Origin of the sequence: Micromonospora sp. MW-13, from assembly GCF_003434305.1 — a bacterium.
Taxonomy (GTDB): domain Bacteria; phylum Actinomycetota; class Actinomycetes; order Mycobacteriales; family Micromonosporaceae; genus Micromonospora.
In genome coordinates, this window is record NZ_QKKX01000011.1 from 320,018 (window position 1) to 344,839 (window position 24,822).

Consider the following 24,822-nt stretch of genomic DNA (forward strand, 5'->3'; position numbering starts at 1 on the left):
ACATGTTTGTCGGCTGGAGGGACCTCAGGTTCGCCAAGGGGCGGTTCGCCCTCGTCGGGGCCGTCATCGTGCTGATCACCCTGCTGGTCGGGCTGCTGTCCGGGCTGACCGCCGGGCTGGGCCGGCAGAACGTCTCCGCGATCACCGGCCTGCCCGTGGACAGGATCGCCTTCGGGGCGCCGAACGGCGGGCAGGACCTGTCCTACGCCAACTCCACGGTCACCGAGGAGCAGTGGCAGCAGTGGGCCAGAGCCCCCGGCGTCACGAGCGCCGAGCCGCTCGGGATCACCACGACCAAGGCCACCGCCGGGGACAGCAGCATCGGCGTGTCCGCCTTCGGCGTCCGCCCCGGGGCCCCGCTGGCCCCGGACAGCGACCGGATCGACGGCGACTCGGCGGTGCTGTCCCGCGACGCCGCCGACGAACTCGGGCTCGGGCCCGGCGACGTCCTCACCGTCGCCGGCCACCCGCTGACCGTCGCGGCCGTGAGCGGTGACGCCTCCTTCAGCCACACCCCGGTGATCTGGATCAGCCTCGACGCCTGGCAGGAGATCACGCCCACCACCGGCGCCGGCCACGGCCCCAGCGCCACCGTCATCGCCCTGGCCACCACCTCCGGCGTCGACGTCCCGGCCACCGACGAGGCCACGGGCACCAGGACGGTCGCCACGGACGACTCGCTGTCCGCGATCGGCTCCTACACCTCCGAGAACGGCTCCCTGCAACTGATGCGGGGCTTCCTGTTCGCCATCTCCGCCCTGGTCATCGGAGCCTTCTTCACCGTGTGGACGATCCAGCGCAGCGCCGACGTCGCCGTCCTCAAGGCCCTGGGCGCCTCCACCGCCAACCTGCTACGCGACGCGCTCGGCCAGGCCGTCGTCCTGCTCGTCGGCGGCACGCTCGTCGGCACGGTCGTCGCCGTCGCGCTGGGTGCCCTCCTCGCCGGCACCGCCGTACCGTTCCTGCTCACCCCCGCCACCGTCCTCGTCCCCGCCGCCGTGATGATCCTCCTCGGCGCGCTCGGGGCCGCCCTGTCCATCCGCCGGATCACCTCCGTCGACCCGCTGACCGCCCTGGGGAGTGCCCGATGAGCCTCGCTCTGACCGACATCACGCTCACCTACCCGGACGGGGACGGCCGCCTGACGGCCCTCGACCACGTCAGCCTGGACGTCCCCAAGGGCACGCTGACCGCCGTCATCGGCCCCTCCGGCTCCGGGAAGTCCAGCCTGCTCGCCGTCGCCGCCACCCTGATCACCCCCGACTCCGGCACCGTCACCGTCGACGGCACCACCACCACCGGCATGACCCGCGGCGAACTCACCGACCTGCGCCGCCACAAGATCGGCATCGTCTTCCAGCAGCCCAACCTGCTGCCCTCCCTCACCGCCGCCGAGCAACTCCAGGTCATCGCCCACCTCGCCGGCCGTTCCCCCGGCAGGGCGCGCGGTCGCGCCATGGCACTGCTCGACGCCGTCGGCCTGGCCGCCCAGGCCGACCGGCGCCCCCACCAGCTCTCCGGCGGTCAGCGCCAGCGCGTCAACATCGCCCGCGCCCTGATGAACGACCCCACCGTCCTGCTGGTCGACGAACCCACCAGCGCGCTCGACCACGAACGCGGCGCGGCCGTCATCGAGCTGATCACCCGCCTCACCCACCAGCAGGCCACCGCCACCGTCCTGGTCACCCACGACCGCACCCACCTCGCCGCCGTGGAACAGGTCGCCCAGGTGGACGACGGCCGCCTGCGGCTACCCGTCCCGGCCCGCTGAGCACCCCGGCGGGATGCGGTCTAGGGCGACCGGCACGGGCGCCTGCTGATCCGGATGGCGTACCAGACGGCGCTGACCAGGAACAGGGCGGCGGTGATGGCGAGCCAACGGCTGAGATAAGGCTGCCGATGCTGGCCGGTGGCGGCGAGGTACGTGGATCCGCCCTGCCCGAGAATGCCGGGCAGATACACCAGGAACAACAGCCCCCCGGCGAGGGCGGGAAGTCGGATGTGGTTCAGCGCCGACACCCGCGCCCCCGATCCGGGGTGCGCGTCGACGCCCAGCAGCCGGCGCAGGGCCGCGTCGGCCGTGGCGTAGACCGGGAAGAGGAGCAGGTCGTGGACGACGGCCGCGCCGACGAACCAGAGCAGCATCCGCTCGGCTCGGGGTTCCCCGACGAGCCGCAGCACGATCCATCCGGTCACCGCGAAGCAGGCCACCATGAGGACCAGATGCCGCAGCCCGGTGCCGTACCAGGCCCGGAACCCGCCGGTCGACTCACGCATTCCGGGCCCGGAACTCGATGGAGTTCACCCACTTGGTGCAGTGCACGCCGGGCAGGGCGGGCACGATGACCCGGGCCGGGTAGCCGTGGTCGAGGGAGAGGTCCGCGCCGTTCACCCGCAGGGCCAGCAGCGCGTCGGGATCCAGGATCTGGTGGGACGCCAGCACGGCCTGGTTGAACAGGCCGGCCCGCTCCAGGGAACGGACCGTCGCCGAGACGGGGGCGGGCACGCCCGCGAGGGCGGCGAGGTCGCGCAGCCGCACGCCGGTCCAGGTCTGCCGGGTCGACCAGCCCTCGACGCAGGCGATGGGCAGCTCCGCGGTGTGCTGCGGAAGGCTGAGCAGTTGGTCCCGGTCCAGGGTGGCGGTGCGTTGGCCGCCGCGTAACGCCAGCCGCCACTGCCGGCCGGTGTCGGCTTCGCCGACGCCCGCTGCCGCCGCAGCCCGGTTCACGGGAAAGCCGTTCGGTCCGCCGCCCGGCGCTCGGCCGCGGGGCAGCAGCAGCGCGGTGCGGCGCAGCGGATCCAGGCTCTGGCCCACCGTCAACGCGCCCAGCAGCAGGGACAACCCGCCGACCAGGGCCAGCGCACCCCGCCGGGTCTCCGTAGCGGGCCCGGGGCGGGCGGCGACCAGGCCGTCGGGGTCGGCCGGCTCGGCCCGGGTCGCGGCGCGGGCGGCCCGCAGCTCGCCCCGGGGGGACCGGGAACGCAGCGCGGACACCAGCCGGGGCAGCTTCAGCACGACGTGGACGACGAACGCGGCGGTGAACACCCACGCCCCGAAGTAGTGCGCGGTGTAGAAGTCGAAGCCGAACAGGTACGCGTACTGGATGTTGAGCAGCCCGGTGGCGATCTGGAACAGGATTCCGCCGACCAGCAGCAGCAGGGACAGCCGTTCGAGCACCTGAGCCAGGGAGCGCGCCGGCGGCCAGTCGAACAGTTTCGGGGTCACCGACCACAGCTTGGCCAGCACGACCGGCACCAGGACGATGCCGAGCGTCACGTGCAGCCCCTGGGTGAGTCGGAACAACCAGGCGGGCCGGGTCGGCCAGTCGAAGGGCGGCAGCCGGAGCCAGCCGACGTCGCTGGGCAGGGCCTGACCGAACTGGGGGCCGTAGGCGGCGTAGTCGAGCAGGCCGGTGACGATCACCAGGGGCAGGCTGACCAGCAGCGCCAGCCCGTACACCGACGTCAGCCAGGGGCCGCGCAGCGGGCTGCGCCACCGACGGTCGAGCCCGGCGATCCCGGGTGGCGGGTGCCGGTCCAGGACGCGCCACAGCCGACGCGGGAACGCCGACGGAGTGCCGCCCGTCCCGGGCGACGTACCCGGCGGGTCGCTGCCGGGCGGCCCGCCCGCGCCATCGTCCGGGAGCGAGGCCGGATTGCTGCCAGCTATGGCCGTTCCTCCGTTCCGCACTGCTGCGGCCGGCACCGTCGGCAGCCCGCTACCGGGCCGGCCGGCGGTCCGCCCGCCCCGGATCCGGACGGGGGCAGTGTCGGACACCTGTCGGCGAGCGTTGCCGCACGGAGGGCTTAACGGACGAGGCGCGCGGTGGACGCGGTGGCAGTCGCGCCGGCCAACTCGATCTCCGTGGCGACCCCGCGGTGCCGCACGGCCGTCCGGGCGGGGCCCGCCGCGCGCGTGGTGGACGGTGGTGTGTCGGGAACCCGTCGCGGTTCCCATTGCCCGGATCGACCAGTATAGAAGCATGGTGTGGCTGGAACGCGACGACCGCGTAGGGGACGACACGGCGGGCGTCAGGGTTCGGGACGTGGTTCGCGACGTCGTCACGGAGGTCGCCCCGTCCGAGTTGCCGGTCGTGGCGGGGTTGGCGACCTTCGACGACGCCGTGGTGGTGCGGCGGCTGGGCCGGCGGTCCCGGCGGCGTGAGCCGCTGGGGTTCGGTCTGGGCGAGATCGTGCCGCTGGTGACCGCGGTGGTGTGGCTGGTGCTGGACCAGGTCGCACAGCAGGCGGCGGGCTCCGTGGCGGACCGGGCGGGCACCGGCGTGCGTGCCCTCTGGCGCAGGCTGTTCCGCCGCCGGTCCCCGGCCGCGGTCGTCCCCGCGCTGACCCAGGCGCAGCTCGCCAGTGTGCACCAACAGGTGATCGAGGTGGGCGTGCGGCAGGGCCTGGAGCGGGAGCGGGCAGAGGCAGTCGCCGACGCGGTGCTGGCCAGGCTGGTGCTGGCGGCCCCGGAGCACGGGGAACAGGGGCAGCTCGGTCCCGGCGACGCAGCCGGCGGCGACCAGGGGTGACGACAGTGCCCGGCGTCCGCCACCTCATTTGACGGCGGCGGGGGCCCGAGCGCAGGGCGCCCGCCCCGGGAAGTAGGCCGGGACGGGCGCCGGCGACAGCGGGGACATCCGATCGGAAGGGGCGGGCGGACATCGACCGAACGCTTCTTTAATCACTTGAAATTAGCCATGTTTCGTTACCTGGCCGTTATTGACGTGGCCCGCGTCACTCCGGTTGACTTCGACCGGAACCGCTTCCGCAACCGGTTCCGCAACACTCCCTCAATCCCTGCGACCCGGGAGCGTCACGTGCCGATCACCATCGCCGACGTCGCGACCCGGGCGGGGGTGAGCAAGACGACCGTCTCCCGGGTCCTCAACGGCAAGGGCGAACTCGGCCAGGCCACGGCGGCCCGGGTCCGCGCCGTGATCAAGGAGATGGGCTACGTGCCCAGCGCCCGCGCCGTCGGCCTGGCCCGGGGCCGGGCCCGGGTGGTCGGCATGCTGGTCCCCTCGCTCACCTGGCCGTGGATGGGCGAGGTGCTCCAGGGTGCCGTCGACGTGGTGGAGAGCGAGGGCTACGGCCTGCTGCTGTTCACCTGCAACCGGGGGGACGAGTCGATGCGGCGGTTCGCCTCCCAGGTCTCCGCGAAGTCCTTCGACGGCCTGCTGGTGGTCGAGCCGGAGGGCACCCTGGACTACATCACCGCGCTGCACGACCGAGGGCTGCCGGTGATCCTGATCGACGACCGGGGGCACCAGCCGCAGTTCCCCTCCGTCCGGACCACGAACCGGGCCGGCGCCCGGGCCGCGGCCGAGCACCTGCTCGCCCTCGGCCGGCACCGCCCCCTGGTCGTCACCGGCCTGCACCGGTTCGGCTGCACCAGCGAGCGACTGGCCGGCTTCGCCGAGGGCTACGCCCAGGCCGGCCTGCCGCTGGACCCGCGACTGGTGGTCGAGGGCGACTTCACCCTCGACTGCGGGCGGGCGGCGGCGCAGCGGCTGCTGGCGGCCGGGACGCCCTTCGACGCCGTCTTCGCCCACAACGACCTGTCCGCCGCCGGGGCACTCCAGGCGCTGCGCGCCGCCGGCCGCCACGTTCCCGAGGACGTGGCGGTCGTCGGCTTCGACGACCTGCCCCTGGCGGCGCACACCCACCCGCCACTGACCTCCGTGCACCAGCCGTTGCGCCAGATGGGCGAGGCCGCCGCCCACGCCCTCATCGCCCACTTCGACGGCACCCCGCTGCCCGACGCACCGACCGTCATACCCACGACGTTCACCGTCCGCGGCTCGACCACCGGGACCTGAGCCGGCCGCACCACCCGCAACCCCAGAGAAAACACCCTCCACGCCACCTGTCGGGGCTTCGAACCGACCGGGCGCGACAGCGCACACCCGTCCCCACCACCGACCCCGCTTCCCCGCCGGGAGCACCGAGGGAGACCATCATGAGAAGACGCCAGTTCGTCGCCGTCGCGCTGGCCGGCGCGATCGCCGCCACCGGCACCGCGTGCAGCGAGACCGCGAACACCCGGGCCCGGGACAAGGGCGGCAGCGGCGCGACCGTGCTCAACGTCGGCATGCCGAACGGCCCGCAGACGGAGAACCACAACCCGTTCCTGACCACCTCGTCGGCGGCGTCGCTGGGCTACCGGTGGCAGATCTACGAGCCGCTGATGATGTGGAACCCGGTCAAGCCCGCCGAGCCGTTCAAGCCGTGGCTGGCCACGAAGGCCGAGTGGACGGCGGACTACCGCTCGGTCACCGTCACCGTCCGGGACAACGCCACCTGGTCCGACGGAAAGCCGGTCACCGCCGCCGACGTGGCGTTCACCTACAACCTGCTCAAGGCCAACGAGGCGCTCAACATCGCGGCCACCCCGTACACCTCGGTCACCACCGCCGGCAACCAGGTGACCCTCGGCTTCGCCTCGCCGCAGTTCGTCAACCAGCAAAAGATCATCGCCCAGGTGCCGATCGTGCCGCAGCACATCTGGTCGGCGATCAAGGACCCGGGCACCAACGTCAACAAGAACCCGGTGGGCAGCGGCGCCTACACCCTCACGTCGTTCACCCCGCAGACCACCACCCTGGCCGTGCGCACCAGCGGCTACTGGCAGGAGCTGCCTAAGGTCAAGGAGCTGCGCTACACCTCGTTCACCGACAACAACGCGCAGACCACCGCGCTGGCCAACGGCGAGTCGGAGTGGAGCTTCGTCTTCATCCCCAACGTCAAGACGGTGTTCGTCGGCAAGGACCCGGCCAACCACAAGGTGTGGGCGCCGGCGGTGCTCGGCATCCACGGCCTGTACATCAACACCGCCCGCAAGCCGTTCGACAACCCCGCCCTGCGCCGGGCGATGAACATGGTGGTCAACCGGGAGGACATCTTCCAGCAGGCCTCGGCCGGGTACTTCCACCCGGTGGTGACCAGCGTGACCGGGCTGCCGAGCCCGGCCGGCGACGCCTACGTCGCCCCGGAGTTCAAGGGCCAGCAGCAGCGGGTCGACGTCGACGGCGCAAAGAAGGTGCTCACCGAGGCGGGCTTCCGGTACGCCGGCGACAAGCTGGTCGACCCGAGCGGCAAGCCGGTCACCCTCACCCTGACCGACCCATCCGGCTGGTCGGACTACCAGACGAGCCTGGAGATCGTGAAGGACAACCTGTCCACCATCGGCATCACCGCCACGGTGGACAAGGCCAACCAGGACGCCTGGTTCCGCAACGTCGAGGAGGGCCGGTTCGACGCGACCTTCCGGTGGACCAACGGCGGCGCGACCCCGTACGACATCTACCAGACGGTGATGGACGGCCGGCTGCTCAAGCCGGTCGGCAAGGCCTCCCCCGCCGGCAACTTCGGCCGCTTCGACAACCCGCAGGCCACCGCCGCGCTCGCGGCGTACGCCAACGCCACCGACGACGCCGCCCGCACCGCGGCCCTGGCCACGCTCCAGAAGGTCTTCGTCGAGCAGGCCCCGATGATCCCGGTCGGCGCGGACAACGTCGGGGCCGCGTACAGCACGAAGAACTGGACCGGCTGGCCGGACGACGCCAACGCCTACGGCGCGGGGCAGCCGACCCAGCCCAACGCGGCGGACGTCGTGCAGCACCTGCGGCCCGCCGGATCCTGAGCCGGGCGCCGGTGGTCCGGGCGGTCCACCCCCGCCCGGACCACCGGCGGCCACGCCGCGACCACCCCTGAGCAGACAGGAACCCGGCATGACGACGCCCACCCCGTCGGCCCCGGCCGCCGGCGCGGAGGTGCTGGAGGCGATCGGCCTGACCAAGCACTTCCCCGTCCGCAGGCGGCTGCGCGGCCTGTTCTCCCGTACCCGAACGGCCGTGCACGCGGTCGACGACGTGCGGCTGACCCTGCACCGTGGCCGGGTCACCGCCCTGGTCGGCGAGTCGGGCTCCGGCAAGTCGACCGTCGCCCGGCTGCTCGCGCAGCTCTATCCGCGTACGGCGGGCACCATCGCGCTGCACGGCGAGCCGGTCACCGTGCGCGGCGGGCGGCCGTTCCGGGCGTACGCCCGGCGGGTCCAGCTGATCTTCCAGGACCCGTTCGCGTCGCTGAACCCGGTGCACACCGTGCGCTACCACCTGACCCGGGCACTGCGCGTGCACGGCAACGCCGGCCGCACCGACGCCGACCTCGACGCGGCGCTGCGGCGGCTGCTCGAACGGGTCCGGCTCACCCCGGCCGAGCGCTACCTGGACGCCTTCCCGCACGAGTTGTCCGGCGGGCAGCGGCAGCGGATAGCCATCGCCCGCGCGCTCGGCGCCGACCCGGAGGTGCTGCTCGCCGACGAGCCGGTGTCCATGCTCGACGTGTCGATCCGGCTCGGCGTGCTCAACCTGCTGCGCGAGCTCAAGGAGCGGTTCGACCTGGCGATCCTCTACATCACCCACGACATCGCCTCGGCCCGCTACTTCGCCGACGAGACGCTGGTGATGTACGCCGGCCGCCTGGTCGAGGGCGGGGACAGCGAGACGGTCACCCAGCGCCCGGCGCACCCGTACACCCGGCTGCTGATCGGCTCGGCGCCCGACCCGGACCGGATCACCGGCGACGGCGGAACGGACGTGGCCGAGCGCGGCGACGGCGAGCCGCCCAGCCTGATCCGGCCGCCCGCCGGCTGCCGGTTCCACCCGCGCTGCCCGGTGGCCATGCCGCGCTGCGCCGAGGAACTGCCCCCGAGGCTGACCGTCGGCGACCACGACGGGCACTGGACGGCCTGCTGGCTCTACCACCCCGACGTCACCGGGGCCGGCGCGGCGGCTGCCCCGGTGGGCGGGGAGGCCGGCCGGTGACCTTCCTGCTGCGGCGTCTCGCCTTCTACGTGTTCACCGCCTGGGCGGCGCTGACCATCAACTTCTTCATCCCCCGGATGATCCCCGGCGATCCGGTGAAGTCGCTGATCTCCCGCTTCCAGGGGCAGCTCAGCACCGACGCCCTCCACTCGCTGTACGTGCTGTTCGGCCTCGACTCCGACGACAGCCTGTGGGACCAGTACGTCGACTACTGGCGGCAACTCGCGCACGGCGACCTGGGGCTGTCGTTCACGGCGTTCCCGTCGCCGGTGTCGGAGGTCATCGGCGACGCGCTGCCCTGGACCCTCGCCCTGGTCGGCGTCACCACCGCGGTCAGCTTCCTCCTCGGCACCGGCCTCGGGGTGCTGGCCGGCTGGCGGCGCGGCTCCTGGGTGGACGGGCTGCTGCCGGTCACCACGTTCCTGTCCTCGGTGCCGTACTTCTGGTTGGGCCTGGTGGCCATCGCGGTGCTGGCCGGCCCGGGCAGCTTCTTCCCGTCCTCCGGCGGCTACGAGCCGGGCCTGGTCCCCGCCCTGGACACCATCTTCCTGGGCAGCGCGGTGCAGCACAGCCTGCTGCCCGCCGCCACCATCCTGATCTCCTCGATGAGCGGCTGGATCCTCAGCATGCGCAACATGATGGTCACCGTCGCCGCCGAGGACTACATCACGGTGGCGCACGCCAAGGGCCTGCCCGAGCGGCGGGTCGCGGTGAGCTACGCGGCACGCAACGCGCTGCTGCCCAACGTCGCCGGATTCGCCCTGTCGCTCGGGCTGATCGTCGGCGGCACCCTGCTCGTGGAGATCGTCTTCTCCTACCCCGGGCTCGGGTTCCTGCTCTTCCGGGCCGTCAGCGCCAAGGACTACCCGCTGATGCAGGGCATCTTCCTGGTCATCACGCTCTCCGTGCTGGTGGCCAACCTGCTCGCCGACGTGGCGTACCTGTTCCTCGACCCGCGTACCCGCAAGGAGGGCTGAGCCGTGAGCATTCCCACCTCCAGCGTGGAGCAGGTCATCCCGGAGCAGGGCGCGATGGCCCAGCCCAGCGTCCGGCCGAGCCGCCGCCGTCGGTTGCGGTTCGTCAGCGGCGGCAAGGCCGCCACCGGGCTGGCCGTGGTCGCCGGGTACGTGCTGCTCGCGGTGATCGGCCCGTGGATCGCACCGTACGACCCGGACGCCCGCAGCGCCGACCTGCTCCAGCCGCCGTCGGCGGCGCACTGGTTCGGCACCACCCATCTCGGCCAGGACGTGTTCAGCCAGATCCTGGTCGGCACCCGCGGGGTGATGCTGGTCGGCCTGACCGCGGGCGTGGTGGCCACCGCGCTGTCCGTCCTGGTCGGGGTGACCGCCGGCTACCTCGGCGGGCTCGCCGACGACGGCCTGTCCGCGCTGTCCAACGTGTTCCTGGTGATCCCGGCGCTGCCGCTGATCATCATCGTCACGTCCACGGTCGCGGGGGCCGGCGACCTGGTCGTCGCCCTGGTCATCGGGCTGACGTCGTGGGCCTGGGGGGCCCGGGTGCTACGCGCCCAGACGCTGTCGCTGCGCCGGCGCGACTACGTGGAGGCCGCGCGGGCCACCGGCGAGCGCACCTGGCGGATCATCGGCTTCGAGATCCTGCCGAACCTCACCGCGATCATCGCCTCCGGCTTCGTCGGCACGGTGATCTTCGCGGTCATGTCGGAGATCACCCTGGCCTTCATCGGCATCTCGTCGGTCTCGTCGTGGAACTGGGGCACCATCCTGTTCTGGGCGCAGAGCCAGCAGGCCCTCGCGCAGGGCGCCTGGTGGTGGTTCGTGCCGGCCGGGCTGGCCATCGCGCTGCTCGGCACCGCCCTGGCACTGATCAACTTCGGCATCGACGAGTTCGTCAGCCCCCGCCTGCGCAGCGCCGGGCGGTCCCGGGCCCGCACCGCCGACGGGCGCACCGTGCGGATGCGGGTGGGCTTCACCCCGGTGCTGGCACCCCGGCCGGCGTCGCCGGCCGGGTCCGGACAGCGAGAGGAGGCCGGGCGATGAGCGAACCGGTGCTGGAGATCCGTCGGCTCAGCGTCGACTACGGCCTCGGCGACTCGGCCGTGCGTGCCGTCCGCGACGTCGACCTCACCCTGCACCGGGGCGAGGTGCTCGGCCTGGCCGGGGAGAGCGGCAGCGGCAAGTCCACCCTGGCGTACGGGCTGACCCGGCTGCTCCCGCCGCCCGGGGTGATCAGCGGCGGCGAGGTGGTCTACCACCCGGTCGACGGCCCGCCGGTCGACGTGCTCACCCTGTCCCCCACGCAGCTACGGGCGTTCCGCTGGGCGGAGACGTCGATCGTGTTCCAGGGCGCGATGAACTCCCTCAACCCGGTGCACAAGGTCTCCACGCAGCTCATGGACGTGATCAGGGCGCACCAGCCGGGGCTGGGCCGCCCGGCCCGGCTGGCCCGGGCCCGGGAACTGCTGCGGCTGGTCGGCATCTCCGCCGACCGGCTGGACAGCTACCCGCACCAGCTCTCCGGCGGCATGCGGCAGCGGGTGATGATCGGTATGGCGCTGGCGCTGGAGCCGCAGGTCGTCATCATGGACGAGCCGACCACCGCCCTGGACGTGGTGATGCAGCGGCAGATCCTCAGCCAGCTCGCCGAGCTGCGCGAACGGCTCGGCTTCGCGGTGCTGTTCATCACCCACGACCTGTCGCTGCTGGTGGAGTTCTCCGACCGCATCGCCATCATGTACGGCGGCCGGATCGTCGAGCAGGCCCCGGCCGCGCAGTTGTACGGCGCGGCGCTGCACCCGTACACCGACGGGCTGCTGCACTCCTTCCCCGCCCTGCGCGGGCCGCGCCGGGAGCTGACCGGCATTCCCGGCGCCCCGCCGGACCTGCGCGCGATGCCCGACGGCTGCGCGTTCCACCCGCGCTGCCCCCGGGCGTTCGCCCCCTGCGACAGCCGGCTGCCGCGGCTCGGCCCGCCGGCCGACGCCCCCGACCGGGCGGTCGCCTGCTGGCTGCACCCGGCGCCCGAGGCGGCGACCCGCTGACCACCCGCCGGCCCGCACCGCCGGCCCGCACCGCCGGCCCGCACCGCCGGCCCGCACCGCCGGCCCGCACCGCCCCGCACCGCGGCGGCATCCGCCACGTCGACCCCGCCCACCCGAGGAGCAGCATGGAGCCCACCGCCCGCCCATCGACGACGGCCGACCCGATCGACACCCTCCCGCCGGTGTTCCGCTGGGGGGTGGCCACCTCGTCGTACCAGATCGAGGGCGCGGTCGCCGAGGACGGCCGCACCCCGTCCATCTGGGACACCTTCTGCCGGGTGCCCGGCGCGGTGGCCGGCGGCGACAACGGCGACGTGGCCTGCGACCACTACCACCGGATGCCGCAGGACGTGGCCCTGATCGCGGACCTCGGCGTGGACACGTACCGGTTCTCGGTGGCCTGGCCCCGGGTGCAGCCGGGCGGGCGCGGCCCGGCCAACCCGGCGGGCCTGGCCTTCTACGACCGGCTGGTCGACGAACTGCTCGGCCGGGGCGTCGACCCGTGGGTCACGCTCTACCACTGGGACCTGCCGCAGGAACTGGAGGACGCCGGCGGCTGGCCGGAGCGGGACACCGCCTACCGGTTCGCCGACTACGCGATGCTGGTCTTCGACGCCCTCAACGACCGGGTGCGGACGTGGACCACGCTCAACGAGCCGTGGTGCTCGGCGATGCTCGGCTACGCGTACGGCGAGCACGCCCCGGGCCGCCGCGACCTCGGCGACGCCATCGCGGCGGCGCACCACCTGCTGCTCGGCCACGGGCTGGCGACCCGGCGGATCCGGGCGGCGGCCACTGGGCCGGTCGAGGTGGGCATCACGCTGAACCTGGGCACCGCCGACCCGGCGACCGACAGCGCCGCCGACCACGACGCCGCCCGGGCCGCCGACGGGCTGGGCGCGCGGCTCTACCTGGACCCGCTCGTGCACGGCCGGTACCCGGCCGACGTGCTGGCCGACCTGGCGGCCGACGGGGTGACGGTTCCGGTGCGCGACGACGACCTGACGGTGATTGCCGCCCCGCTCGACGTGCTCGGGGTCAACTACTACTTCGGGCAGCTCTTCTCCGGGGTGGACGCCGCCGGCCGGGACCGGGACGCCGCCGGCCGGCCGGTGCGCCGGGCGGTCCCCCGGGGCCGGCCGCGCACGGCGATGGACTGGGAGATCGTCCCGGAGTGCTTCACCGACCTGCTGCTGCGGATCAGCCGCGACTACCCCGGGCTGCCGATGGTCATCACCGAGAACGGCGCGGCGTTCGACGACCGCCCGGACGCGCGCGGCTTCGTCGCCGACGACGACCGGGTGGACTACCTCGCCGAGCACCTGCGCGCGGTGGCCCGGGCCCGGCAGGCCGGCGCGGACGTGCGCGGCTACTTCGCCTGGTCGCTGCTCGACAACTTCGAGTGGGCGTACGGCTACGACAAGCGGTTCGGCATCGTCCGGGTCGACTACGACACCCAGGAACGCGTCCCGAAGCGCAGCGCGCTGTGGTTCCGCGACACCGTCCGGCGGGTGCGCGGGCGGGGCTGAGCGCCCGGGCGGCCGGCCCGAGGGGCCGCCTGCGCCGGCCGGTAGCCTGCCCGCCATGACGCACGAGCGCGAGATCACCTCCCCCGTCGATCTCTGCCTGCCCGACGGTCGGCTCAACCCGGCGGCCGTCGGCTGGACCCGCCGGCCCCTGCACCGGGCGAACCTGCGGGGCTGGGGCCGGACCAAGCGCTGGGAGTACTGGGGTGTCGTCACCCCCGCCCACATCGTCGGGATCGTCGTGTCGTCGCTGGACTACGCCGGGGTGCACAGCCTCTACGTGCTCGACCGCGCCAGCGGCGTCGAACACGACACGGAGGCGGTGGTGCCGCTGGCCCGCGGCGCCGTGCTGCCCGAGCGCAGCGGCGCGGGCCGGGTCGCCGCCCGGGGCGGAGGGCTGACCGTCGCGATCGACCAGGGCCCCGACGGCACCACGCTGCGGGCCGCCGCCGGGGACGTCGAGGTCGACCTGACCGTGCCGTTGCCCGCCGGCCACGAGTCCCTCGGCGTGGTCGTGCCGTGGGGCACCCGCCGCTTCCAGTACACCGTCAAGGACGTCGGCCGGCCGGTGCACGGCCGGCTCCGGGTCGGCGACGCGTGGCACGACGTGCGGGCCGGGGACTCGTTCGCCGTGCTCGACCACGGGCGCGGCCGGTGGCCGTACTCGATCACCTGGAACTGGGCGGCGGGCAGCGGCCCCGGCCGGTCGATCCAGCTCGGCGGGAAGTGGACCGACGGCACCGGTAGCACCGAGAACGGCCTGTTCGTCGACGGTCGGCTGCACAAGATCGGCGACGAGCTGCGCTGGGACTACGACCGGTCCGACTGGCTGCGGCCGTGGCAGATCACCGGCGAACGGGTCGACGTGGCGTTCCACCCGTTCCACGAGCGGGTCGCCCGGACCAACCTCGCGGTGCTGGCCAACGAGACGCACCAGTGTTTCGGGCACTTCACCGGCTGGGCGGCCACCGCCGACGGCGAGCGGGTCGACCTCGACGGCCTGGTCGGCTGGGCCGAGGAGGCCCGCAACCGCTGGTAGCCGCCGACGGGCCGGCATCGGGCCGCCGGCGCACCGGGATGCCGGCGTGCGCTCCGGCCCCGGCTCGCCCCCGCACGGCCACGATCCGCCCCAGGTCTTTTTTCATTGCTTGACTTAAGTGTTGCGACAGTGTTTGCTCAGTCACAACCGTCGATTCCTTGCCGGGCAGGGCCGGGCGACGGCAACCCCGGCAACGGTCGCGGCCCGCTGGCCGCGCGCCGCTTGCCCCGTCCCCGGTGCCGGCGGACCGTCCACGCCCCCCTCGGGTGCACCGCCGGGCACCACGCCCGCCGAAGGGAGCACTTCGTGTCCCCCACCCCACCCACCCCCCGCCGCTCACCGGCCCGCGCGGCGCGGGCCGGCGCCCTCGCGCTCTGCCTGACCGCCAGCGTCCTGACCCTCGCACCCCCGGCCGCCCAGGCCGCCGGGGAGAGCGTGAACGTCTGGCTCACCACCACCTCCGACGGCGGCGGTCGCACCGTCACCCGCGGGCTGCAACAGCAAGCCGCGGTGAGCTTCGCGGCATCCAGCGGCGGGGCCACGCACACCATCACCGTCGACGAGAACAGCCGCTACCAGCCGTTCGAGGGCGCCGGCGCGTCCATCACGGACACCACCGCGTACCTGCTGCGCGGCGGCCCGGTCAGCGCGGCCACCCGCGACGAGGTGATGCGCAAGCTGTTCAGCCCCACCGACGGCATCGGGCTGTCTTTCGTCCGCAACCCGATCGGGGCCTCCGACCTGTCCCGCCCGGGCCACGTCTCCCTCGACGACACCTGCTGCGACCTGGGCGACTTCGGCAGCAACGGCTACGACACCAACGTCGAGCTGCTGACCGCCCAGGCCCGGCAGCTCAACCCCGCCCTGCGGGTCAAGGTCGTGCCGTGGAGCGCGCCCGGCTGGATGAAGGACAACGGCCGGATGGACCAGATGGGCTGGCTGAAGTCCCAGTACTACGGCACCTACGCCCAGTACTTCGTCAAGACCATCCAGGCGTACGCGGCGCGCGGCGTGAAGGTGGACTACCTCTCGGTGCAGAACGAGCCGAACTGCTGCCAGTCGGGCAACCCGACGGCGATGGACTACCCCGGGATGAGCTGGAACTCCTCCGGCCTGGCCGAGCTGACCAAGAACTTCGTCTACCCGGCGTTCCGGGCCGCCGGCATCACCACCAAGGTGCTGGTGCACGACTGGAACTACGGCGACTACGCCACCATGGGCTCCGGGGTGCTCGGCGACGCCGCGGTGCGCAACGACCCGCTCTTCGGCGGGATCGCCTGGCACGGCTACTTCGGCGACCCGGCGGTCGGCAGCCAGGTGCAGGGCCAGTACCCGTCGGTGCCGCAGTTCAGCACCGAGCACTCCGGCGGCACCTGGATCTCCAACCAGCACAACGAGGACATGGCCGACATCGTCAACTACGCCCGGAACTGGAGCCGGAGCATCGTCAAGTGGAGCCTGGCGCTCAACCAGAACATGGGCCCGCACAACGGCGGCTGCGGCACCTGCACCGGCCTGATCACCGTGCAGGAGGGCGGCTCCCGCGCCGGCCAGGTCGACTACACGATCGAGTACTACACCACCGGGCACCTGACCAAGTTCGTCCGCCCCGGGGCGCAGCGGATCGCCTCCACCGCCAACGGCACGGTGCAGAACGTCGCGTACCGCAACTCCGACGGCACCAAGGCGCTGCTGGCCCACAACGGCGGCACGTCCGCCCAGTCGGTGAAGGTGGTCTGGGGCGGGCAGTCGTTCACCTACACCCTGCCGGCCCGGACCACCGCCACCTTCACCTGGTCGGGCACCCAGTCCGGCGGTGGCGGCGGGACGCCCACCGGGCCGATCACCGGCCTCGGCGGCAAGTGCCTGGACGTCACCGACAACAGCAGCACCGACGGCGCCGCGGCGCAGGTCTGGAGCTGCTTCGGCGCCGCGAACCAGACCTGGACCCGCGCCTCCGACGGCACGCTGCGGGCGCTCGGCAAGTGCCTCGACGTCTCCGGCGGCGGCACCGCCGACGGCACGAGGGTGCAGTTGTGGACCTGCAACGGCAGCGCCGCCCAGCAGTGGACGTGGACCTCGGGGCGGGACCTGGTGAACCCGCAGGCGAACAAGTGCCTCGACGTCATCGGCAACGCCTCCGCCGACGGCACGAAGACGCAGATCTGGTCGTGCACCGGCGGCGCCAACCAGAAGTGGACCCTGCCGGCCTGACGGCCGAGGGCCGGCGGCACCCGGGGCAGGATGCCGCCGGCCGCACCGGGCAGCGCGGGACGGGAAGCCCTGGCACGACCCACTCCGGGTGTCGGCCAGCGGACTCTTAGAGCCCACGCAGATTGGTCTTGGGCGAATACCCCGAGGCTGATCCACTCGTCACGTGGCTCTTACAATCAACGGCCGCCTGAAGCACCTGTGCGGCTCCGCCCTCGGCTTCCGCAACCTCACCAACTACATTGCCCGATCCTACTCGAGACAGGCGGATTCAGACCCGACTACACCCTGCATTGGTGAAGATCCGCTCTTCCTGGGGGTCGGTCAAGATACGACGGAAACCGGCAACCAGTGATCTTGAGTTGAACTTGCCGCAGGTGAGGTGCCGGGGCGGATCGACGTCGGCTGCCCGACCAGGGACAGCGATGCGCAAACGCAGCCGGAGGCCCGATCTTGTGGCACCGTTCGCAGGGGACTTCTTCGCGTACCCGCTCAGATCGGTCAACGGCGCACCCGATAGCGCAGGTGAAGCACCCGGTTGCCGTGAATCACCACGTCAGGATCCTCCAGCAGGTGCTGCGCGTGGACCGACCCGAAGTAGCGCTTGCCGGACCCGAACACCACGGGTACGACGTCCATGCGCACCTCGTCGACCAGACCCGCGGCAAGCACCTGGCCACCGACGTCGCCAGCGGCGACCTCGACCATGCGGTCACCCGCAAGCTCCTGCGCCTTGGCCACGGCTGCCTCGACGCCGTCGACGAAGTGAAACGGCGCCTCGGGGTCCCAGCCCTCGGGCTCCGGCCGGTGCGTCACGACGACCACGTGGTCGATCCCGCCCGGCGGCTTCCCGTCCCAGCCGTCCGTCAGGTCGAAGACGTGGCGGCCGACGACTGTCACCCCGATCTGGTCCCAGTACGGCCGGGTGTAATCGTAGGACGTCTGCGACACCTTCACCTCGCCGCTCTCGTCCAACGGGACGTCACCGTTGGACAACCAGTCGAACAGAGGTCCGGGCTGGTCATTCTCGTCCGCGACGAAGCCATCCACCGACACCGAGCTGTACATGACCACCTTGCCCACGGGGCTCTCCTCTGCCTTGGGATGCCCCCAAATTAGCGTGTCGTGAGCTGTCGCTCTTGTAAGAAATCAATCGGCCGGCAGCGGCCAACTGTCCAGCACGTGGCCGGGATGTTCGCGCAGGAACCGCCGCCGGACTTCGACGTACCGGGTCGGCGTGAGCCCGGTGAACGCCCGGAACTCGTGGCCGAAGTGGGCCTGGTCGAAGTAGCCTGCGCCACCGGCGAGGTCGCCCCAGTCGATCGGCCCGGCGGGGTTGATCGCGAACACGGTGGCGGCGAAGCGGTAGGTGCGGGCGAGCCGCTTCGGCGTGACGCCGATGTGCTCCTTGAACCGCTGTGCCAGATGAGTGCTGCTGACACCGGCTGCCACGCTCAGGTCGCCAATCGCCACCGCCCCGCTGGTCGCCGCGATGACGCTGCTCGTATGGCGGACCAGCCCCAGGCCGGCGGTCTCGCACAGCCGTCGCATCAGCTCCTCCTCGAGCAGCGTCAGCATCTCGTGCGGTCCGTCCGCCGTGGCCAGCCGGTCTCGCAGCTCAGCAATGGCGGGCCGGCCCCAAACCTGCTCTACCGTCACCGGCCGGTCACACAGCTCGGCCGCAGGCATCGGCAGGAACGGCGCCAGCCCCCACGGCTTGAAGTGCACGCCGACGGACCGGGTCCGGCGTGGGTAGCCGAACTCCAACGCGCGGGTGGGCATGGTGACCACGCAGCCGTCGGCGTACTCGGTCGTCTCGATGTCGGTGCCGGCGCGGATGCGGAACGGCGCCCCGAGGTTGACGATGAGCAACGCCGACGGCATCGGCGGCAGCGTCAGCCGGGCGTACGGCGGCGCACCCTCCAGGTAGTAAAGGTCGTCGATCAGCCCGTCCAGCGGCGGTCGCGGCGCTCTGGACACGTACTCCACGCCCACAGCATCGCAGACGCCATCAGCGTCACCGAAGACACTTTGCATTGTGAAGAGCCCAAAGGTCGATGAACTCGTCGATGTCGTCGGCGTCGCGGATACCCGCCTTCGTGGTGCGCCCCTCGTAGAAGATCTTGACCGTCGCACCATCCTGGGCGGGATGGTGCTCGACCCGCAGCGGTGGAGTTGCGCCGGTTCCGTGCGCTTCGCGAGGCTGGGGCGACGGTGTCGGATGGATGCCCGCCGAGACCGAGACCGAGACCGTTCAATTGGCCACCGAGTCCATCGACGATATGATACGGACCTATGGCAATTCGCGGGTGGTGCACACCGTTCGAGGCACGTCCATGACCAGCAAATCCGTCGCCCAACTACTCATCGACCTGGACGTGGTCCGCAGCCGTTCCCGGCCCCACGTGAGCAACGACAACCCCTACAGCGAGGTGGCGTTCAAGATCCCGCCTTCCCCGCCCACACCCGCGCGTTCTGCAAGCAGTTCGTCGACTACTACCACCACGAGCGCTACCACTCCGGGCTCGGTCTGCACACCCCGCATCCAGCCACTTCGCAACCACCGAGAAGATCCCCGCAGGCCGCGCGGAGGTCCTCGCCGCCGCCTTCGCCCGCAAAAATCTTGACAGATTCCGCGAGGATCTACGCGACCTTTAAGATTTTCTGAAAGGTCGCCTGCAGAACTCCTCGATGGACGCGCTCTCTCGCCCGCCAACAGACTGCCTTCCTGAGATCCAAGCTGCGGACCGGACCGATCGGGACCGCCTCATAGGAAGCGCGATCTATGGCGAATCGATCCCGGAGAGTGGTGCCCGCAGGGCTCGCGCTCGTCCTAGCCCTCGTGATGGCGGGCTGCAACGCGAACTCGCAGTCCACCGAGCCGACGAAGGACAAGAACACGGCGCTCGAGTCCGTGCCCCAGGGCGGGACCCTGCACTACCTCTCGCGGCGCAGGACTGAGTCCTTTGAGACCGCCAACGCGCAGATGGTGCCGACCAGTCGGCTGCGGTGGGTGCACCGCGGGCTGACGTCGTGGCAGACGTTCCCGGACAAGGACACGATCCTCGTGCCGGACCTCGCCACCAACACCGGTTCGACGGACGACGGCGGCAAGACGTGGACCTTCACGCTGCAGGAGGGCCTGAAGTTCTCCGACGGCAGCCCGATCACCGCGCAGGACGTGAAGTACGGCATCGAGCGGTCGTTCGCGCCGATGTTCCAGGGTGGCCTCGGCTACCACAAGACGCTGTTGGTCGGCGGCACCGACTACGACGGCCCCTACGACGGCAAGGAGCTCGACTCCATCGAGGTCGTCAACGACCACAAGATCGTCTTCCACCTGACGAGGCCATTCGGCAACTGGCCGTGGATCGTCAGCATGCCGGCCTTCGCGCCGGTGCCGGCCGCAGCCGACACCGAGCCGGAGACGTACGGCGAGCACCCGGTCGCCAGCGGCCCGTACAAGGTGACGAGCTTCCGCAAGGGCTCGCAGGCGGTGCTGGAACGCAACCCGAACTGGAAGGCCGACACTGACCAGGCACGGTTCGCCGGCCCGGACAAGATCGTCCTCGACATGGGCCTGAACAACGACACGATCGTGCAGCGCCTCATCGATGACAAGGGCGAGGATCAGACCGCGATCAGCAACGCGCTCATCTCGCCGTCGCAGTTCCAGCGGATCGAGTCCGACCCGTCGATCTCCCGCCGCATGGCCAACAGCCCGTCAGGCTACTTCCGTTACCTCGCCATGAACGTCAAGCGCCCGGGCCTCTCCGATGTCCGCGTGCGGCAGGCGATCAACTACGCGATCAACAAGGCCGAGCTGCAGAGCGTGTACGGCGGCCCGAAGTTCGGCGGCCAGATCACCTCGACCATCATGACGCCTGGCATCCCCGGCTACACCGAGTACAACCTGTACGACGGTGGTGACACCGGCAACGTCGACAAGGCGAAGGAACTGCTCGCCGGCGCCGACGTCTCCAACCTGACGCTCACGCTGACCTACCCGACCGACGTGAGCGCGATCGAGGAGAAGGAAGCCCAGAGCATCAAGAACTCGCTGGCGCGGGTCGGCATCAAGGTCGAGCTCAAGGGCCTCGATGGCGACACCTGGCACGAGCTCGTCTCGTCCGCCGACGGCAACTACGACATGACGACGAACGGCTGGGGAGCGGACTTCCCGAGCGGCACGAGCACCATCCAGCCGCTGTTCGCGTCCAGCGAGATCGGCAACGGTGGCGGCAACGCCTCGCAATACTCCAACCCCAAGGTGGACGCCGCGATCGACGCCGCGATCTCGGAGCCGGACCTCGACAAGGCCGCGAAGATGTGGGCCGCGATCGACAAGCAGATCATGGAGGACGCCCCCGTGGTGCCGATCCTCGTGCAGCACACGCAGGCCCTGGCCGGTTCGAAAATCCTGAACTACTTCATCCCCGCCTACCCGCCGTTCGCGAACGAGCTGGTCGTCGGTGTCGATCATTGAGATCCAGCAGGCGGAGGGCCGGCGTACGCCGCTCCTCCGCCGCTTCCTTCGGAAGCCGTCCGGCGTCGCCGGCCTGGTCATGCTGGTCGTGCCGCTCGTCGCAGGGCTCTGCGCCCCGCTGCTCGCGCGTCTCGAGGGACAGGACCCGAGCACCTTGCACACGAACCTGCTCGACCCGGACGGCGGCCGTCCGCTGGGCGCCATCGGTGGCGTCAGCGCCGACCACTGGCTCGGCGTCGTCCCGGTGACGGGCGTCGACCTGTTCGCCCAGATCGTCTACGGCATCCGCTCGTCCCTGTTCATCGCGTTCGGGGCGAGCATCCTGTCGATCGCCTTCGCCGCCGTCCTCGGTACGGCGATTGGGTACTTCGGCGGCTGGCTCAACGCCGTTGCGGGGCGGGTGATCGACTTCATGTTCGGCTTCCCGGGCCTGATGTTCGTCATCGCGATCATGGCGATCGTGCCGCCGGAGATGCCGCGGGGCCTGGTCCTCGTGCTGGTGCTGGCCTTCTTCGGCTGGACCGTCCCGGCCCGGATCATCGGCGCCCAGGCCGGCGCCATCAACGCCCGCGCCTTCGTCGAGGCGGCGCGCGCGACCGGGGCTCCGCCCTGGCAGATCATCCGCCGCGAGATGCTGCCGCACCTCTTCGGCCTGGTCGTCGTCCTGTTCGCGATGTCGCTGCCCGCCAACGTCAGCGTCGTCGCAGGACTCTCGTTCCTCGGCGTCGGCCTGCGTGGCGACGTCCCCGACCTCGGCAAGCTGCTCTCGGACTCGCTGCCGTGGATCTACAGCGGTGCGGACGTCTGGTACATGCTCTTCCCGGGCGCCGTGGTGTTCCTGATCGTATTCGGCGCCACGCTCGCCGGAGACGCGCTCCGCGACGTCCTCGACGTGCGCACGGAGGATGCCGCATGATCGCCTACATCGCCCGCCGCATGGTCACCGCAGTGTTCATGCTCCTCGCGATCGCCTTTGTGACGATCACCCTCTTCTTCGGGGCCTCGAAGGACCCGGCCCGTGCCATGTGCGGCAAGCCGTGCCCGCCCGAGACCCGGGCCAAGGTCAGCGCCTACATGCAGACCGACCAGAGCGTGGTGTGGCAGTACACCGAGTTCGTGAAGGGCCTCTTCGTCGGCCGTACCTACGGCGAGGGCGCCCGGCAGGTGCACTGCCACGCACCGTGCTTCGGCTACTCCTTCCCGAACCGCAGCGACGTCACGACGCTCATCGCCGAGCGGCTGCCCGTCACGTTGTCGCTCGCGTTCGGTGCGGCCGTCCTGTGCCTCGTCGTGGGCATCGGCCTCGGGGCGTTGTCGGCGATACGCAAGGGCGGGATCGTCGACCGGTTCTCGACCGGCTTCGCGATGTTCGGGCTGTCGGTGCCGACCTTCCTCGTCGGTCTACTCGTCGTGCAGGTCTTCGGCTTCATGCTCAACGCGCTGCCGTACTCCGGCTTCGTGTCGTTCTCGGAGTCACCGACGGACTGGGCCTGGCACCTGATCGGCCCGTGGATGGTACTGTCGTTCATCCTCGCCGCCAGCTACATCCGGGTCGCCCGCACCCAACTCCTCAACGAGCTCTCGGCCGACCACCTTGTCGCGATGACCGCGCGCGGCGCGTCGACCCGGCAGGTGAACCGGCACGCCGTCCGCGGTGTGATGGTGCCGGTCGTGGCGATGTTCGCGCTCGACGTCACCGCTCTCCTGGGCGGGTCGGTGATCGCGGAGAGGGTGTTCAGCCTGCACGGGCTCGGCGACCTGCTGCTGTCCGGCGTGAACGAGTCCGACCTGAGCATCGTCGTCGGGGTGACGCTCTTCTCCGCCTTCCTCATCATCGTCGGCAACCTGATCGTCGACCTGCTGATGCCGCTTCTCGATCCGAGGATCCGCCGTGCGTGACCCCGTGCTCCAGGTCGAGGACCTGTCTGTCTCGTTCACCAGCGGCGGCGTCACCACCGATGTCGTCCGGGACCTGTCCATGAGGCTGGACGGCGGCCGCACGCTCGCCGTGGTCGGCGAGTCGGGGTCGGGTAAGACGATCACCGGCCGGGCGATCATGCGGCTGCTGCCGCGCGGGGCGAGCGCCCGGGGCCGGATCGTCGCCGCTGGCAGGGAGATGCTCTCCGCCGACGAGCGCGAGCTGCGCCGGGCCCGCGGCTCCGACGTGGCCATGGTGTTCCAGGACTCGATGTCCGCGCTCAGCCCGTACCTCGACATCGGCGCGCACATCGCCCAGGCGGTCCGCCTGCACGACCCATCGGTCACCCGACGCGCTGCGCGGGCCCGTGCGGTCGAGATGCTCGACCGGGTCGGCATCCCCGAGCCCGCGGACGCCGTACGCCGCTTCCCGCACGAGTTCTCTGGCGGCATGCGGCAACGCGCGGTGATCGCGATGGCCCTGGTGAACCGGCCGGCGCTCCTCATCGCCGACGAGCCGACCACCGCGCTCGACGTGACGGTGCAGGCGCAGATCCTGGCCCTGCTCCGCGAGCTCCAGCAGGAGTACGGCATGGCGATGCTGCTGATCAGTCACGACTTCGGGGTGGTGGCGAGCGCGGCGGACGACGTCCTCGTGCTGTACGCCGGGCGCCAGGCCGAGTACGGCAGCCTCCGCGACATCTTCGAGCAGCCCGCCCACCCGTACACCACCGGTCTTCGTGCTGCCACGCCGCGGCTGGACGCTCGGCTCGACTCTGGAGGGAAGCGGACCCGGCTCCGCGCCATCCCCGGCGCGCCCACGTCGCTGCGCGACGCCGGACCGGGTTGCGCCTTCGCGCCGCGCTGCGGCCTCGCGGACCAGGTCGGCGAGCGTTGTGTCGTCGAGGTACCGCTGCCCACCGTCCGGCCGACCAACGAGGACGGCGGCCTGCATCTTGCGGCCTGCCACCTCGATCGTCTACCCGCACTTCAGGAGGTCGCCCGGTGAGTGAGCCGATCCTGGAGATGACCAACGTCAGCAAGCGCTACCGCACCGCCGGTGGCTTCGGCCGCAGGCGCAAGGGCTTCCTCGCCGTCGACGGCGTCTCGCTGCGCATCGGGCGGGGCGAAGCGCTCGGCCTGGTCGGCGAGTCCGGCTCGGGCAAGTCCACGCTGGCGCGGATGGCCAACGGCCTGGTGGTGCCGACGTCCGGCACCGTCCGTACGGACGGGCAGGACGTCGCCTGCCTCAGTCGGCGTGGACTGCGGCGGCTGCGGCGCAACGTCGCCATGGTCTTCCAGGACCCGCTGGCGTCGCTGAACCCGCGGCAGACCGTGCGGCAGACGCTGGCGAACGTCTTCCATGCGCACGGCGAGGCGACGTCAACCGCCGAGCTGGTCGCGCTGCTGGAGTCGGTCGGCCTCGACGCCGACTACCTGGGGCGCTACCCGCACGAGGCATCCGGCGGGCAGCTCCAGCGCGTCGCCGTGGCGCGCGCACTCGCCCTCAAGCCGGACCTGATCATCGCGGACGAGCCGACTTCGGCGCTCGACGTGTCGGTGCGTGCCCAGATCCTCAACCTGCTGGCCGACCTGCAGCGCGACCAGGGGATCTCGTTCCTCCACGTCAGCCACGACCTGGCGGTGATCCGGCTCTACAGCGACCGCGTCGCCGTCATGCAGCGCGGCCGCATCGTCGAGACCGGCCCGTCCGACGAGATCTTCCGCTCCCCGCAGCACTCCTGCACGCGCGCGCTGGTCGAGGCGACACCGGAGGCGGAGCTGCCGGCCTGACC

The 24,822-nt window shown here is 71.6% G+C and carries 21 protein-coding genes; 17 read left to right on the forward strand and 4 right to left on the reverse strand.

What is annotated here, in order from left to right:
- Positions 1-2 precede the first annotated feature (2 nt).
- Together C5N14_RS09100 and C5N14_RS09105 are read left to right on the forward strand one after the other, a co-directional pair.
- The gene (locus C5N14_RS09100) at positions 3-1,091 is read left to right on the forward strand and encodes an ABC transporter permease (protein ID WP_117667443.1); all 1,089 of its coding nucleotides are present in this window, start codon (positions 3-5) and stop codon (positions 1,089-1,091) included.
- Positions 1,088-1,771, forward strand: coding sequence for an ABC transporter ATP-binding protein (locus C5N14_RS09105; RefSeq protein ID WP_117667446.1), 684 nt, complete (start codon positions 1,088-1,090; stop codon positions 1,769-1,771). The genes C5N14_RS09100 and C5N14_RS09105 overlap by 4 nt, the downstream gene beginning before the upstream one ends.
- 20 nt (positions 1,772-1,791) lie before the next feature.
- Here C5N14_RS09105 and C5N14_RS09110 read toward each other — a convergent pair whose 3' ends face one another.
- Positions 1,792-2,277, reverse strand: a complete 486-nt coding sequence (locus C5N14_RS09110; protein ID WP_117667448.1) for a hypothetical protein — start codon at positions 2,275-2,277, stop codon at positions 1,792-1,794.
- Entirely contained in the window at positions 2,270-3,553 is a 1,284-nt protein-coding gene (locus C5N14_RS09115; protein WP_243639379.1) for a molybdopterin-dependent oxidoreductase, read from the reverse strand. The genes C5N14_RS09110 and C5N14_RS09115 overlap by 8 nt, the downstream gene beginning before the upstream one ends.
- Positions 3,554-4,046: 493 nt before the next feature.
- Here C5N14_RS09115 and C5N14_RS09120 point away from each other — a divergent pair, with 493 nt between their 5' ends.
- The 10 genes from C5N14_RS09120 to C5N14_RS09165 all read left to right on the forward strand — a co-directional run bounded on the left by C5N14_RS09120 (position 4,047) and on the right by C5N14_RS09165 (position 16,626).
- Positions 4,047-4,532, forward strand: a complete 486-nt coding sequence (locus tag C5N14_RS09120; RefSeq protein WP_207892664.1) for a hypothetical protein — start codon at positions 4,047-4,049, stop codon at positions 4,530-4,532.
- 288 nt (positions 4,533-4,820) lie between these two features.
- Complete coding sequence (locus tag C5N14_RS09125) at positions 4,821-5,822, forward strand: LacI family DNA-binding transcriptional regulator (RefSeq protein ID WP_117667761.1); 1,002 nt, start codon at positions 4,821-4,823, stop codon at positions 5,820-5,822.
- 140 nt (positions 5,823-5,962) lie between these two features.
- Complete coding sequence (locus C5N14_RS09130; RefSeq protein ID WP_117667454.1) at positions 5,963-7,645, forward strand: ABC transporter substrate-binding protein; 1,683 nt, start codon at positions 5,963-5,965, stop codon at positions 7,643-7,645.
- Positions 7,646-7,733: 88 nt separating this feature from the next.
- Positions 7,734-8,828 (forward strand): ABC transporter ATP-binding protein, encoded by a 1,095-nt coding sequence (locus tag C5N14_RS09135; protein ID WP_117667456.1) that lies wholly within the window; start codon positions 7,734-7,736, stop codon positions 8,826-8,828.
- The gene (locus tag C5N14_RS09140) at positions 8,825-9,805 is read left to right on the forward strand and encodes an ABC transporter permease (protein ID WP_117667458.1); all 981 of its coding nucleotides are present in this window, start codon (positions 8,825-8,827) and stop codon (positions 9,803-9,805) included. The genes C5N14_RS09135 and C5N14_RS09140 overlap by 4 nt, the downstream gene beginning before the upstream one ends.
- Before the next feature lie 3 nt (positions 9,806-9,808).
- Positions 9,809-10,846, forward strand: coding sequence for an ABC transporter permease (locus tag C5N14_RS09145; protein WP_207892665.1), 1,038 nt, complete (start codon positions 9,809-9,811; stop codon positions 10,844-10,846).
- Positions 10,843-11,847: an ABC transporter ATP-binding protein gene (locus C5N14_RS09150; RefSeq protein WP_117667460.1), complete on the forward strand. Its 1,005-nt coding sequence runs from the start codon at positions 10,843-10,845 to the stop codon at positions 11,845-11,847. The genes C5N14_RS09145 and C5N14_RS09150 overlap by 4 nt, the downstream gene beginning before the upstream one ends.
- A gap of 125 nt (positions 11,848-11,972) precedes the next feature.
- Positions 11,973-13,376, forward strand: a complete 1,404-nt coding sequence (locus C5N14_RS09155; protein ID WP_117667462.1) for a GH1 family beta-glucosidase — start codon at positions 11,973-11,975, stop codon at positions 13,374-13,376.
- A gap of 55 nt (positions 13,377-13,431) precedes the next feature.
- Positions 13,432-14,412: a DUF2804 domain-containing protein gene (locus C5N14_RS09160; protein ID WP_117667465.1), complete on the forward strand. Its 981-nt coding sequence runs from the start codon at positions 13,432-13,434 to the stop codon at positions 14,410-14,412.
- A gap of 306 nt (positions 14,413-14,718) precedes the next feature.
- Complete coding sequence (locus tag C5N14_RS09165; RefSeq protein ID WP_117667468.1) at positions 14,719-16,626, forward strand: ricin-type beta-trefoil lectin domain protein; 1,908 nt, start codon at positions 14,719-14,721, stop codon at positions 16,624-16,626.
- Between the two features lie 498 nt (positions 16,627-17,124).
- Here the strand turns inward: C5N14_RS09165 and C5N14_RS09175 are convergent, their stop codons facing one another.
- Both C5N14_RS09175 and C5N14_RS09180 read right to left on the reverse strand, forming a co-directional pair.
- A complete protein-coding gene (locus tag C5N14_RS09175) occupies positions 17,125-17,706 on the reverse strand; it encodes a dihydrofolate reductase family protein (RefSeq protein ID WP_117667470.1) in 582 nt (193 codons plus the stop codon).
- Positions 17,707-17,772: 66 nt separating this feature from the next.
- Positions 17,773-18,612: a helix-turn-helix domain-containing protein gene (locus C5N14_RS09180; RefSeq protein WP_243639349.1), complete on the reverse strand. Its 840-nt coding sequence runs from the start codon at positions 18,610-18,612 to the stop codon at positions 17,773-17,775.
- 796 nt (positions 18,613-19,408) lie between these two features.
- Between C5N14_RS09180 and C5N14_RS09185 the strand changes: the two genes are divergently transcribed.
- Genes C5N14_RS09185 through C5N14_RS09205 form a run of 5 tightly spaced genes read left to right on the forward strand, consistent with a single transcriptional unit; the run spans position 19,409 to position 24,820 of the window.
- Positions 19,409-21,109 carry an ABC transporter substrate-binding protein gene (locus C5N14_RS09185; RefSeq protein ID WP_117667474.1) on the forward strand — a complete coding sequence of 567 codons (1,701 nt, stop codon included), beginning with the start codon at positions 19,409-19,411 and terminating at the stop codon, positions 21,107-21,109.
- Positions 21,096-22,025 (forward strand): ABC transporter permease, encoded by a 930-nt coding sequence (locus C5N14_RS09190; protein WP_117667476.1) that lies wholly within the window; start codon positions 21,096-21,098, stop codon positions 22,023-22,025. The genes C5N14_RS09185 and C5N14_RS09190 overlap by 14 nt, the downstream gene beginning before the upstream one ends.
- Positions 22,022-23,008: an ABC transporter permease gene (locus C5N14_RS09195; RefSeq protein ID WP_117667478.1), complete on the forward strand. Its 987-nt coding sequence runs from the start codon at positions 22,022-22,024 to the stop codon at positions 23,006-23,008. The genes C5N14_RS09190 and C5N14_RS09195 overlap by 4 nt, the downstream gene beginning before the upstream one ends.
- On the forward strand, positions 23,001-24,035 hold the full coding sequence (locus C5N14_RS09200) for an ABC transporter ATP-binding protein (protein ID WP_207892667.1): 1,035 nt from the start codon (positions 23,001-23,003) through the stop codon (positions 24,033-24,035). The genes C5N14_RS09195 and C5N14_RS09200 overlap by 8 nt, the downstream gene beginning before the upstream one ends.
- Positions 24,032-24,820, forward strand: coding sequence for an ATP-binding cassette domain-containing protein (locus C5N14_RS09205; protein ID WP_243639351.1), 789 nt, complete (start codon positions 24,032-24,034; stop codon positions 24,818-24,820). The genes C5N14_RS09200 and C5N14_RS09205 overlap by 4 nt, the downstream gene beginning before the upstream one ends.
- Positions 24,821-24,822: the final 2 nt, after the last annotated feature.

Excerpts from the sequence above, each read along its gene's own strand:
- C5N14_RS09135 (WP_117667456.1), top strand. The coding sequence starts at position 7,734 with ATGACGACGCCCACCCCGTCGGCCCCGGCCGCCGGCGCGGAGGTGCTG.
- C5N14_RS09105 (WP_117667446.1), top strand. The coding sequence starts at position 1,088 with ATGAGCCTCGCTCTGACCGACATCACGCTCACCTACCCGGACGGGGAC.
- C5N14_RS09155 (WP_117667462.1), top strand. The coding sequence starts at position 11,973 with ATGGAGCCCACCGCCCGCCCATCGACGACGGCCGACCCGATCGACACC.
- C5N14_RS09100 (WP_117667443.1), top strand. The coding sequence starts at position 3 with ATGTTTGTCGGCTGGAGGGACCTCAGGTTCGCCAAGGGGCGGTTCGCC.
- C5N14_RS09110 (WP_117667448.1), bottom strand. The coding sequence starts at position 2,277 with ATGCGTGAGTCGACCGGCGGGTTCCGGGCCTGGTACGGCACCGGGCTG.
- C5N14_RS09130 (WP_117667454.1), top strand. The coding sequence starts at position 5,963 with ATGAGAAGACGCCAGTTCGTCGCCGTCGCGCTGGCCGGCGCGATCGCC.
- C5N14_RS09195 (WP_117667478.1), top strand. The coding sequence starts at position 22,022 with ATGATCGCCTACATCGCCCGCCGCATGGTCACCGCAGTGTTCATGCTC.
- C5N14_RS09185 (WP_117667474.1), top strand. The coding sequence starts at position 19,409 with ATGGCGAATCGATCCCGGAGAGTGGTGCCCGCAGGGCTCGCGCTCGTC.
- C5N14_RS09150 (WP_117667460.1), top strand. The coding sequence starts at position 10,843 with ATGAGCGAACCGGTGCTGGAGATCCGTCGGCTCAGCGTCGACTACGGC.
- C5N14_RS09160 (WP_117667465.1), top strand. The coding sequence starts at position 13,432 with ATGACGCACGAGCGCGAGATCACCTCCCCCGTCGATCTCTGCCTGCCC.